This is a genomic window from Methylocystis sp. SC2, assembly GCF_000304315.1.
Taxonomy (GTDB): Bacteria; Pseudomonadota; Alphaproteobacteria; order Rhizobiales; family Beijerinckiaceae; genus Methylocystis.
In genome coordinates this window covers 2,788,450-2,801,121 of sequence record NC_018485.1, presented here as the reverse complement: position 1 = coordinate 2,801,121, position 12,672 = coordinate 2,788,450, and the positions used below count along the sequence as shown (strand labels likewise).

General features: G+C 61.9%; 6 protein-coding genes. All 6 read right to left on the bottom strand.

Annotated features, from left to right (window positions below; all coding sequences use genetic code 11):
* Positions 1-8: 8 nt before the first annotated feature.
* The 6 genes from BN69_RS13575 to BN69_RS18875 are packed head-to-tail and all read right to left on the bottom strand — an operon-like array spanning position 9 to position 12,668.
* Complete coding sequence (locus BN69_RS13575; RefSeq protein WP_014892198.1) at positions 9-896, bottom strand: isochorismatase family protein; 888 nt, start codon at positions 894-896, stop codon at positions 9-11.
* An 18-nt stretch (positions 897-914) separates the two neighbouring features.
* Entirely contained in the window at positions 915-2,537 is a 1,623-nt protein-coding gene (locus tag BN69_RS13570) for a (2,3-dihydroxybenzoyl)adenylate synthase (protein ID WP_014892197.1), read from the bottom strand.
* Complete coding sequence (locus BN69_RS13565; RefSeq protein WP_051013470.1) at positions 2,528-3,718, bottom strand: isochorismate synthase; 1,191 nt, start codon at positions 3,716-3,718, stop codon at positions 2,528-2,530. Before BN69_RS13565 ends, BN69_RS13570 begins: the two co-directional genes overlap by 10 nt.
* A 60-nt stretch (positions 3,719-3,778) precedes the next feature.
* Positions 3,779-5,197: an enterobactin transporter EntS gene (gene entS, locus BN69_RS13560; protein ID WP_014892195.1), complete on the bottom strand. Its 1,419-nt coding sequence runs from the start codon at positions 5,195-5,197 to the stop codon at positions 3,779-3,781.
* A gap of 3 nt (positions 5,198-5,200) precedes the next feature.
* Positions 5,201-12,400 carry a non-ribosomal peptide synthetase gene (locus BN69_RS13555; RefSeq protein ID WP_014892194.1) on the bottom strand — a complete coding sequence of 2,400 codons (7,200 nt, stop codon included), beginning with the start codon at positions 12,398-12,400 and terminating at the stop codon, positions 5,201-5,203.
* Between the two features lie 43 nt (positions 12,401-12,443).
* On the bottom strand, positions 12,444-12,668 hold the full coding sequence (locus BN69_RS18875) for an MbtH family protein (protein ID WP_083858767.1): 225 nt from the start codon (positions 12,666-12,668) through the stop codon (positions 12,444-12,446).
* Between the last annotated feature and the right edge of the window lie 4 nt (positions 12,669-12,672).

The following is a 12,672-nucleotide window of genomic DNA, read 5'->3' as shown; positions in this document are numbered from 1 at the left end:
CCGAGATATCACGCGGAGACCACCGCGGCGAGCCGCCGATCGATGATGTCCCACCAGCCGTTCAAGGTCGGCTTTTTCGCCAGCTCGTCAAAACCCACATCTATGCCGAGTTTGCGCCATTCCGTGACCAGCATCATGACTCGCACCGAGTCGAGGCCGTAATCGATAAGGTTCTCGTCAGGGTCGAACTCTGATTCCAGGACATCGAGCGCCGACAAGAGCTGTTTCTTGATTTCTTCTCTGGTCAGCGGAGCAGAATGCGCGTTTCGCGCGGCGAGCACGTCGTCGACGCCGACCACCATGCCGCAGCGTCCCGCGACATAGTTCAAAGTCATGAGATGATCTTCGAGCGAAAAATCGCCGATGGCGTCGGCGATCATGAAAGGCTTGATGTCATGCATGAACGCGTCGAGCGCCGTCGTCAGACAACCGATGTGGCCGTAGACGCCGCAGATCGCCAGTTGATCTCTGCCCATCTCCTTCATCATCTCGGCCAATCGCGAGCGCTTGAACGCGCTGTAACGCCACTTCGTCAGCACTGTCTCGCCTGCGTCCGGCAATAGAGGCTGAACAATGTTGCGTCGGTGCGGTTGGGCGTTCAGACCAGATCCCCACATGTCATTCAGCAAGCCGCGATCTTCGTCGCTCTGTTCAACGGGCTGCGCCGTATAGATCACCGGGGCGCCGCGGTCCCTGAAAAAGGCGCGCAGCCTTCCAATATTCGAGATGAGCTGATCGACGAGCGGACTTTCCTCGCCGTAGAAGCCGACGAAATAGTCTTGCATGTCGTGGATCAGCAGCGCCGCGCGCTCGGGCGCAAAACTCCAATTGACTTTGTTGATTCGGAAGGAGTCCGGGCCCGGCATTGCGTAGGAGGCAAGGGATTGTATGGCCATGGTCAATTCCTGTTTGCTTTAGACGTTGAGCTTTGCCTGGATGTCGTCGCGCAGCATTTGCTTGTCGACTTTACCGAAGGCCGTAAGCGGCATCTGATCGACGAATTCAAAACGATCGGGGAGCTTGAATTCCGCAATTCCCTGGCTGCGCAGATGCTTTCGCAAGGCGATCGGCCTTAGCGCGGCGTCGCTGGCGACAATGTAAGCGCAACTTTTCTCTCCCATCAGAGAGTCGGGCATGGAAATGAGCGCCGCGTGCACGACCGCCCCGTGTTGCAGCAGCAGATTTTCGATCTCTTCGGCGGGAATCTTCTCGCCGCCGCGGTTGATCTGATCCTTTATGCGACCCACGACTCGCACATATCCGTCCGCCGTCATTTCGACGAGATCGCCTGTGTGATAGAATCCGTCTTCATCGAATGCGCGGGCGTTATGTTCTGGGCAGCGATAATATCCCCGGACCGTGTAGGGACCGCGAGTCAGCAGCTCTCCGACGTCGCCCGCGGCGACCTCTTCGCCATCTGCATCGACGATTTTCAGCTCATCATCGGGACTCATCGGCCGCCCTTGAGTCGTCAAAATGCGCTCGGGATCATCGTCAAGACCCGTGTAGTTCACCAGGCCTTCCGCCATGCCGAAAACCTGCTGCAGCCGGCAGCCGAAGGTCGCGACAATTCGGCGGGCGACCGACTCGCTCAGTCGCGCGCCGCCGACCTGCATCACTGTGAGATTTGGCGCTTCGAGAGAGTCGTTGGCGGCGGCGTCAAGCCATAACGAAGCAATCGTCGGCACGATGGCCGTGAAGTTCGCCTCGTGACGGCGTATGAGATCGAAGCAGAGATCCGCGCTCGGATTTCGCGCCATCACCACCGTTCCGCCGGCGTGAAAGACGCCGAGCGCGCCGGGCGAACTCAGTGGAAAATTATGGGGCGCTGGAAGCGCGCACAGATAGCGGCTCTCGGATGTGAGGCGGCAGATTTCCGCGCTTCGCCGCACGCTGTAGTAGTAATCGTCATGGGTGCGCGGAATGAGCTTGGGAACGCCGGTGCTGCCGCCCGACAATTGGAAAAACGCCACCTGATCGGCCGCAGATGGACGCGGTTCGTCCGCCGCGCCGTCTAAGTCACATTCCCACAGCGACTGAAGATTTTCAGCGTATTCAGTTCGTCCATGGATGGCGACGACGCTCAATGTGGGCGCGATGCTCCGCAAGCCTGTGACATAGACGTCATCCGCGAAGAGATGATGTTCGGCGGACGCGATCAGAAGCTTGGGCTGGAGCTGCTGCGCATAGGCGGCGATCTCCAGCCTGTCGTGGCTGAACAGCGCGTTGACAGGCGCCGCTCCCATTTTGAGCAGCGCAAAAAAGACGATGTAAAACTCGGCGATGTTGGGGAGTTGGACCAGCGCCGTGTCGCCTTGCGCGATTCCGCGCCGGGCGAGGCTCGACGCCAGTCGCGACGACTTGGCGTCGAGCTCCGCGTAAGTAAACGAGCGATCGCCGCAAATCAGCGCCACGCCGTCCGGACGACGCCGGCATGCGTAGCGCAAAATTTCCGTCAGCGGCTCGCCGCGCCAATAGCCTTTGTCGCGATATCTGCGGGCAAAGGCTTCGGGCCAGGGCGTGAACTCTATCGGCATGCCGGGCGCTCCCCGGTTTCTATTCCGAAGGCGCGCAGCATCGTGCCGAGCTTGGCTTCAGTTTCCGCCCATTCCGATTCCGGATCGGAAGCTTCGACGATGCCGGCGCCGGCAAAGAGTCGAATCGCTTTGTCGTGAACCGTTCCGCACCTTATCGCCACCGCCCATTCGCCATCGCCCGCTGAATCGCACCATCCGACGGCGCCGCTGAAGACCCCGCGGTCGAATGGCTCCAGAGCGCTGATCAGCGACCGCGACTCGGCGGTTGGATAGCCGCAGACCGCAGGCGTCGGATGCAGCCGACAGGCAAGTTGAAGCGCCGACGTGTGGTGGTTCGCGAGTTCGCCGGTGATCAATGTCGAGAGATGCCACATCGTCGACGTGTTCATGAGCGCTGGCTCAGTGGGCGTCGTTAGAGCTTTGCATACGGGCTCCAGCGCTTCCTGGATCTCATCCACGACGAGCCTGTGTTCGAAATTGTCCTTGTTCGACTGCAGCAGCGTGCGGCTCGCCAGCTGATCCTCGTCCGGGTCCGATCTGCGTTTGGCCGAACCGGCCAAGGGATTAGAGCGAATGGCGGCGCCGTCCTTTCGGATCAGGAGCTCTGGACTTGCGCCAAGCAATATCGCGCCATCGCCCAAAGTCGCCTTGAAATGATAGCCGCTGGGATTTTGCGTCACCAAGGCGTTCAAGATCGCTGCAACGTCGACCGGTTGCGCGAGTTCGATCTCGAGAATGCGGGATAGAACCGCTTTCGACATTTTCCCGGCGCGAAAGCTTGTGATCGCGCGCGTGACGGCGTCTTTGAATGCGTCCTTGTCGGGGAGGCTGCGCATGCCGAGCACCGTGGGCGCTCGCTCCGAGCGTCGCGCTTCAACCATCAGCGACTCCCTCGCGAAAGCCGTATAGCTCATTGGCACGAACAGTGAGCAGGGTTGCCGAACGTCGAAAGGAATGGCGCCCGCAACGATGGGATTCGCCTGTCCGGCCTGCCGCGCCCGATTAATCGCCCCCTGCACGGCCGTCTGCAGGAAACTATCCGAATGCGCCGCGCCGCACGCCGAAAGGGAAATGCTCTCGGCGACGCCGAACGCTTTGATGCTACGGTGCGGCGAGGTGAATAAGAAGGTGGGATTCGCTTCAACGCTTGGAATTGGTGGAGGAAGACTAACCGCATTCATCGTCGCACCTCTCTTGCTGTCGAATTTCTTCATCAAGACGTTACATGCGCGGCCTGCGCATCAAGCCTTCTCGCGCTTCAAGAGTTGAGGCTGCGGCCGTTCGCTCTTGTCGTCGGCGGTCGAAGGCGAATCCTCGCTTTTCTCTAACGAGGCGAAACGAAGCGAGCGAAATCCGATCGCCATCGCCGCGCTCGAAAGAAGCGCGACAAGGCTGAAAATGAGAATGGTGGACGTCAGCGGAAAAACGCGAGTCAGGCCGCCAAGCGCGAGCGCGCCAAACGCGTCGCCGGTGACCGCCTGGGCGGCCCATAGACCATTGACCCGGCCCAACAAATGCTCCGGCGTGTGGCGTTGGACGAGAGTGAACTGCAGAAGCGAGGCGATCGAGCTCAAATAGCCAAAGCCCGCGAGAGCCACAAAAGCGAATGCAGGATCGCTGACAAATCCGAGCGACCCCAGCGCGACGAAAGCCGCCGCGCCGCTCGCGAGCAGCAGCGCTCCGGAACGAGCAAAGCCGCCGAGCCAACCGCCCGTCAAGGCGGCCACCGTCGCGCCCAGCGGCGCAGCGGCATACATCATGCCCACCGCCGACGGCCCGACGCGGTATATGTCCTCGGCAAGCGCCGGCAACAGAATGCGAACGCCGCCGCCCAGGCTGACAAGCGCGCCCACCGCGACGACGGCGCCGACAAGCCTGTTAACGAAAAGATAGCCTATGCCCGCCCCGAGCGCGCGCAACGGGTGCTGCGGTTCGCGTTTGGCGGGAGGCATCGGCGGAAGCCGCATGAGCTGAGCGACCGTCAGCAGCGCGCCGATCGCGGCTGCGAGGTAATTCCAGCCGACGCCGAAAGACGCAATCACCATCCCCCCAAGCGCCGGAGAGAGAATTCCGCCCATGCGAACCGTCAGCATGTTGAACTGGCCGGCGGCGCCCAGATTTTCGCGGCCGACGAGAAAAGGCGTTGCGGCGAGCAGCGCCGTGACGCCCAGCGCGCTGAAAAATCCGTCCCACAACGCCAACGCATAGATCGCCAGCACTGACGGCGACGAGCTAAAGCCATTGATGGCGAGCGCCGCGAAGCCAAGGCCGCAGACGGATCGCGCAAAGAGGATGAGCTTGCGCCTATCCCACCGGTCCGCGAACACCCCGCCCGCCAACAGCCCGGCGAAGGCGCCGCCGCCGCCCAGCGCCATGGCTATGCCGACTTGCATAGGCGAACCGGTCAATCCCTGGATTTGAACCGGGACCGCCACTGTCAGCATGCCCAGCGAAAACACCGACAGCGTTCGAGCGATGACGACGGTGCGAAATGCTGCGTTGTCGCGCAGCAGGCTAAGGTCCAACAGGAGGGACGGTTTGCTCTTTGAGGGTTTGTTCTCGGCGCTGGCGTGAGCCGGCGCACGAGAAGAATCCGGCGACACGGCATGGCCTTCGTTGGGCGTCTCTTGCGACGCTTTTGGGGAGCGCTGAGTGTCCATGCCCTAGCTCCTCGCCTCACTGTCGCGCAGCAGGCTATTGAGAATTGGTCCCAAAGCCTGCAAGGAGCGCGGAGAGACAATGTCCGTGTGGGCGCAGTCCAGGTCGACGACGTTGAGCTGGCCCACATAGGGACGCCAGGTCTCCTGGACGTCCATTCCGGCCGGCAAGGTCCGCCTCGCTACGAATAGCGTTGCCGGTCCGGAATAGCGCGCCGTCTTCGCGGTGGAGAGTAGACGCACTGAATCTTCGTAGTTCCGCATGATATTGCCGAACATCTCGACTTTCTCCTTCGCCAAAGCCGAGTCGAGAGCGTCTTTGGAGGCGTTCATGAATAGCGCGCGCTCCTTCTCGATCTCTTTCTCTTCGTCTTCCGTGGGCGGTCTGCTCCAGTCCTGAATTTCTGGCGGATAGGTGTCGAGCAATCCGAGGAATTCGACGGCGTCGCCTTCTTCGACAAGTCGCGCGGCGATCGCCTGCGCCACCACGCCGCCGAGCGAATAGCCGAGCAGCCGGTAAGGCCCATGAGGCTGTATGCTGCGGATCGTTTCGAGATGTTTCTTGCAGACCTCGTCCATCGTATCGCTGACGGCGATGACTCCGTTCGGCCGCGGCGACTGGAGTCCGATCACGGGGCAGTCGCTTTGGAGATAGCGGGTGAGGACGCTGAACTGCCACGAAAAGCCGGAAGCGGGATGAATGCAGATCAGCGGCGCGCCGGCCCCTGAGCGCAGATGCAGCACTTCGCCGAAACCGGCCTTGCGCTCTTCGCCGGCTTGTTCCTCGAAAAGCGCGCGCGCAAGCCGCTCGACGCTCGAATTGACGATGACTTCGCCGACGGAGACAGGCGTCTTGAATTCCGTCTCCAACGCCGCGGCAAGCTGCATGGCGAGCAGAGAATGTCCGCCGAGCGCGAAGAAGTCGTCGTCGGCGTTGACCCCATCTACGCCGAGAACGCGCGCAAATATTTCCGAGAGAGTCGTCTCGATTCCCGGAAGCGGCTTGCGGCCTTGGCGATGAAGCGCGCTTCCCGGCGCCGGCAACGCCTTTCTGTCGAGTTTGCCGCTGGCGTTGAGCGGAAACTCCTTCATGCAGATGACGGCTGTCGGAATCATATGGCCCGGGAGACGCCGCACAAGCGCCCGGCGCAACGCCTCGCCATCGAGCTCCATATTTTTTGATGGAACGACATAGCCGATCAGCTGACGCTCATCGGCGCCGCCGCCGACTCGTTCGCCCGTCGCTCTTGCCAAGACCGCGGCCTGCGCGACGTCGGGCTGCTCCAGCAGCACGCTTTCAATTTCGCCGAGTTCGATCCGCTGACCGCGGATCTTGATCTGGTCGTCGCCTCGACCAAGATATTCGACGGTTCCGTTCCCGAGCCAGCGGACGATGTCGCCCGTGCGATACATTCTTTCGCCGTCCGCAAAAGGATCGGCGACGAAACGACTGGCCGTAAGCGACGGGCGGCCGAGGTAACCATCGGCAAGCTGGACGCCCGAAAGATAAAGTTCGCCTGCGACTCCGATCGGCGTCGGCCGCAGCCAACCGTCGAGAACCCTCAAGGCGGTGTTCCACACAGGCCTGCCGATGGGAACGCTGGCCGCTTCAGCAGCGTCGTCCGCGCCGACTCCGCAGGCCTGCTGATAGGTGACGTCGACGGCCGCCTCCGTCGGACCGTAGAGATTATGCAAAGGCGCGCCGAACGACGTCCCATAGGACCGGGTCAATTCCTTCGACAGCGCTTCGCCGCTGCAGAATACGAGGCGCAAACTGCTGGAGTCCGCCGCATGGCCGGACTCGGATTTGGCCGTCGCGACGAAGGTCGCGAGCATGGATGGAACGAAATGGATCACGCTGACGCGGTGCTCCTGAATGAGCCGAAGCAGCTCGCGTGGATCGCGATGCGCGTCGGGCGGCGCGACGACGAGACGCGCGCCCGTCATCAGCGGCCAGAAGAACTCCCACACAGAAACATCGAAGCTGCTTGGGGTTTTCTGCAGAACGACGTCGTCAGCGCTCAATCGGTACTCGTGCTGCATCCAGCGCAAACGGTTGACGATCGCCTTGTGAGAGACCGTCACGCCCTTGGGGCGGCCTGTCGAGCCGGAGGTGTAGATGACATAGGCCGCATCATCGGGGCTTGAGCGGATGACGCTCTTTAAGCTGTCCTCGTTTGGACCATCCAACAGCTCTTCATAGACGAGCGATGCGCCTAGGCGCTCGAAGCGATCCTGCAACTCTTGCGTCGTGACGATGAGGCGAGGTCGAGCGTCTTGCACCATGTGCGTAAGACGTTCTTCCGGATAGCTGGTGTCGAGCGGCAGATAGGCGGCGCCCGCTTCTTGCGCGGCCATCAGCGCGATGACGAGTCGCACAGAACGCGGCAGCGCAATCGCGACGATGTCGCCGGTCGCGACGCCGGCGCCCACGAAGATGCGCGCCAGCGCCGTCACTTGTCGCCGAACCTCGCGGTAGGACAGCGCATGATCGGCGTCGACCAGCGCAATGGCGTCCGGCGTGCACTGCGCCTGGTCCGCCAGCAGCTCACATAGAGTGCTCGGATGATTCGCCGCCTTCGTCGTGTTGACGCGCGCGAGCAGATCTCGCTCCTCGGGCAGCAAAACGTCCATCGCAGAGAGCGGCGCGTCGGGTCGGTCGACGATCTGCTCCAGCAGTCTTGTCACACGGCGGGCGATGCGCTCCGGCTCCTCGACGCCTTCGCGATATTCGAGCCGCAGCTCCAGCTCCCTGCCCGGCAGAACCATCAGCGTCAAAGGATAATGCGTATAGCCGCGGTTGCGGGCGCCGACGCATCGCAGACCGCCGAAGTCCGCCGCGAACAGATTCGCGTCTTCCGGATAATTCTCGACCACGAGCAATGTGTCGAACAGGTTCGGAACGTCGCACAGCCGCTGGATTTCGCCAAGGCCAACGCCGTCATGCTCCAGCAGCCGAATTTGTCGCTGCTGCACATCGACAAGCTGCTCGAGCAGCGGCTGATCGGGACATAACTGCAAGCGGACAGGCAGCGTATTAGTGAAAAGTCCGATGTGCGCTTCGACGCCTTCGATCGCCTCGGAACGGCCCGACATTGGCGACCCGAAGACGACGTCGCTGCGACCCGTCATTGTTGCAAGGAATGCTCCCCAAACGCCTTGCATCAGCGTGTTGAGCGTCAGGCCGCGGCTGCGGCGCAGCGCCTCGAGCTGTTCAATGAGTCCTGGCCGAAAGCGAAGCGAAAGTTCATAAATGGCGCCGAAGCGCTTCGTCTCTTCAAACAGCACTGTCGGCGCGACGCCTTGCAGCGCCTCTCGCCAGGCGAAACGCGCCGGGTCCGGATCACGGCTTGTGAGGCGACGCACGACCGTTTGATAATCGGGAGTGAGAGGCGGCAACGCATGACCCGCATAGGCGCCGAGCAGCTCTCGCAGCATGATCGTTGAAGACCAGCCGTCGCCGATCAAATGATGCGAGCAGATCAGCAGAACATGTCTGTCGGCGGCAAGGCGCACGAGCGTCGCCTGCGCCATCATCCGTTCCTGCGCCTCGGCACCAAGAAAATCCCGATCGAGCTCCGCCCGCTCGAGACGATCGAGTTCGGCGACCTGCCGCTCTTCATCGCATGCGTCGAGCTTACAAAGCTTCCATGGCCAGTTTCGTAGACGGGAGTTCTCATCGAGCAGCGGAAGGATTTGCAGCGCGGCGCCCCGTTGAACGTCAAAGACCGCCGCCAATTGGGGGTGACGGCGGAGCAGCGTCTCCAGCGCATCCTTGAGTCTTTCGACATCGAGCGGACCTGCGATGTCAAAGCGCGAGATAGCGTTGTAGCGGCTGGCCTGCTCGCCAAGCCGGGCATGGAACAACAATCCTTCTTGTAACGGCAATGCAGGCAGTACGGCGGCGATTGGACCATAACGCTCCCGCAGCGCATCGAGCTCCGCGTCGCTGATTTGGTTGGAGTCAAGCGTCGCTACGGTGGGCGCGGGCGCCCGTGAGTCGAGCGCCTGAGCCATGCGGGCGACGCTTCGGCATTCGAAGATGTCTCGCGGGCGCAACAGAGCGCCCCGCCGACGCAGCGCCGCGCAGAGGCCTATCGCGGAAATGCTGTCGCCGCCGAGAAAGAAAAAGTCGTCATCGGCGCCGACGCGGTCCACGCGCAAGACGTCAGCGATAAGTTCGGCCAGCATCGCTTCGGGTCCAGGGAGCGGCTGACGACTTTTTGATTGAGCCGACTCGGACGGATCGGGCAAAGCCTTCCGATCGAGCTTGCCGTTGGCGCTCAGCGGAAATTCTCTCAAAACCACGATCGCAACAGGCGTCATATAGGCGGGAAGGCGCTTGCCCAGCGCCGCGCGCAACGCTTCGCCGTCGAGTTCGTCGCCGAGCGTCGCCGGCGTGACATAGCCGATGAGTTGTCGAGCATCAGAAGCAAGCGCCGGCGCATTCCCGCAGCCAAGAATGCGCGCGATGACGGCCGCCTGTCCGACGCCGGGCTGATCTCGCAGAGCGCTTTCAATTTCGCCGAGTTCGATTCGCTGGCCGCGAATTTTGAGCTGATCGTCGCTGCGACCCAGATAATCGACGGTTCCGTCGGGCAGCCAGCGCGCGATGTCGCCGGTGCGATACATGCGCTCGCCATTGGCTTCCGGGTCAGCGACGAACCGGCTTGCGGTCAGCGACGCGCGGCGCCAATAGCCTTGCGCAAGCTGCGCCCCCGTCAGATAGAGATCGCCGGCGACGCCGATCGGCGCAGGACGCAAGCGCGCGTCCAATATGCGCAAGCCTGTGTTCCACAGCGGACGTCCGATCGGCACGCCCGGACCCCGCGCCGACGCGAGCGCTTGTCCGAACGCAGGTTGATAGGTCACCTCGACCGTGGCTTCGGTCGGTCCATAAACATTATGCAGCGGGGCGTGAAACAGGTTCTCGAATGCTTCAGCGAGCTCCTTCGATAGTGCCTCGCCAATGCAAAACACAGCATGCAGGCTCATAGCGTCACACGCGGCGTTCGCCGACGCCCGAACGCCGGCGACAAAGGCGGCGAGCAGCGACGGCACAAAATTCATCGTCGTAACCCGATAGTCGCGGATGACGTGAAGCAGGGATTCCGGATCGCGGTCCACGTCTTCGGGCGCCATCACGAGACGCGCGCCGCATGTCAGCGGCCAGAAGAACTCGCCGACGGAGACGTCGAAGCTGCAGGGCGTCTTTTGCAAGACAACGTCATCGGCGCTGAGCGAATATTCGTCTTGAAGCCAGTAGAGGAGATTGACGACCGCGCCGTGAGAGACCACGACGCCCTTCGGCTTCCCGGTGCTGCCTGACGTGTAGATGATATAGGCCGGGTGGCCGGGTGTGAGCGCCGTCTTGGGCGCGAACGAATGTTCTTCGACGCCGGACGCAAGCTCATCGAAGATCAGAACCGGCCCCATTTTTTCGAAGCGGCTTCGCAGGGTCTCACTGGTGATGATCAATCGCGGCGCGGCGTCTTCGACCATATAAGCCAGTCGCTCGTCGGGATAATTGATGTCGAGGGGCAAGTAGGCGGCGCCCGTTTCAAGCGCCGCCATGATCGCCAGGCTCAAATGAACGGAACGCGGAAGCGCCACGGCGACATGATCCTCGGCGACCACCCCCGCATCTGCAAGCATATGCGCAAGTCGAGAAACCTGGCGCCGAACCTCTCGATAGGTGAACCTATGGTCGGCATCCAGGAGCGCGATTGCGTCTGGCGTTCTTGCCGCCTGGGCTGCGAGCATGTCGCATAATGTCAGCGGTGGAACATCTTTCGCCGTGTCGTTCGCCGCCGCGATCAGCGCGCGCTCGCCTTCGGTCAAGAGCGGCGCCGCGCCGATCCTAAGCTTCGGATCTTCCGCGAGACGCTCCACGAGACAGGCGAGCCTCTTCGCGTGCAGTTCCAGATCCTGCTTGTCGTAGCGGTCGCAATTCGCGACGAGATCGATCGTCAGTCTGCCGTCGTCGACATAAAGGTCGACTTCCATGTCTTCGACGGGCCCTGACGCCAGCTGATGCGTCACGCCGGCGACGCCATCGAAATCGAGGCGATAGTCGAACATTTTGAGATTGAGCATCGGCCCGTAGAGAGATCGATCCGAACCGACCAACCCGAGATCTCGCCGCAGCTGTTCGGCTTCATACCGCTGCCGCCGCCGCACCGCCCTCAGTTCCAAGGCAAGCGCTGTCGCCGCCTCCGACAGTAACATCGAAGGTTCGACACTCAGCTGCACAGGCAGGACGTTGACGACAGGACCTGCGGCGAAGAGCGCAATGGATCCCATGCGTCGCATGAAGGGCATGCCGACCGTCAATCGCGTCGCGCCGCTCATCCGATGCAGATAAACAAAGACGGCGGCCATCGCCATTTCGACGCCGGAGACGCGAACCACGGCGCCTTGCGTCTCCATCGCCGTCATGACGTCTGGCGGAAGAGATATTCTTCGCCGCAGCGGCAAGGACACAGCCCCGGCCTGGGGCGTCCTTGCGCTCGGCGGCGACAAGGCGATAGGTGTTGGGAGATTTTGGGCGTGGTCCTGCCAAAAAGATCGGTCGGCTTCCTGCGCTTTCGAACCCTCGTAGGACTGGTATTCTTCGACGACCTCGGCGAAGGAGGTGAAAGGCGAATCCCCGAAAGGCGTACGGCGCCTTAGCGCCGTGTAGATATCGGCGATGCGCCGCGCGATGGCGGCGAAGCTGAAACCGTCGACCATCAAATGATGGTATCGCTGATACCAGAACCATCGTTCGCCGTTCAATGTTTCGCCAAGACGAATCAGCGCATGCCGATAAAGCGACGCGTCGCCGTCCAACGGCAGATCCGCGGCCAGATCGGCGCGCATGGAGGCAAGCGCCGCAGCCTCCGGATCGGGTTCTTCGCTGACGTCAACGACGTCCGGATCGGGCGACTCCCCGGCGTTTCGGCGTTGAGGAATGATTTGCGAGAGCCGCCCCTCGGACTCGATAAACCGGGCATGAACGGTATCAGCCTCAGAAAGTCCGATGCGAATGGCCGCGCGGAAAGAGTCGACATCCACGACGCCCTTCAACTCTACGTATTGCGCGACGATGAAAGCGTTTCGCGTCGGGGACACTTGGTCCCCCATCCAGATGCCCGGCTGCGCCGCGATGAGCGGAAGCTCAAGCGCGATCGGCGAGGAAGGCCGCAAAGGCGGAGCAAGAAGCACTTGTCGTTCCCTCGAAAGAAAAGCGGCCTACGAAGTCATTCGGTTAGCGCCGACGGGAAGCGTCACGAAGAGATTGCGGGCGCATGTCGGTCCAATGCTCATCGACGAATTTTACGCAGTCGTTCCGATCGCTCGGACCGAAGAGCCGCCGCCAGCCTGCAGGCTGCGGGGCGAATGTCGGCCAGAGACTGTGTTGGCCCTGGGAATTGACCAGAACGAGAAACGTAAGGTTTTCGTCGTCGAATGGGTTTGGCTGCGCGTCATTCACACAT

What these genes read in the sequence shown, in the direction of transcription:
- BN69_RS13575 (WP_014892198.1), bottom strand. Translation starts at nt 896, where the DNA reads ATGGCCATACAATCCCTTGCCTCCTACGCAATGCCGGGCCCGGACTCC.
- BN69_RS13570 (WP_014892197.1), bottom strand. Translation starts at nt 2,537, where the DNA reads ATGCCGATAGAGTTCACGCCCTGGCCCGAAGCCTTTGCCCGCAGATAT.
- BN69_RS13565 (WP_051013470.1), bottom strand. Translation starts at nt 3,718, where the DNA reads ATGAATGCGGTTAGTCTTCCTCCACCAATTCCAAGCGTTGAAGCGAAT.
- entS (WP_014892195.1), bottom strand. Translation starts at nt 5,197, where the DNA reads ATGGACACTCAGCGCTCCCCAAAAGCGTCGCAAGAGACGCCCAACGAA.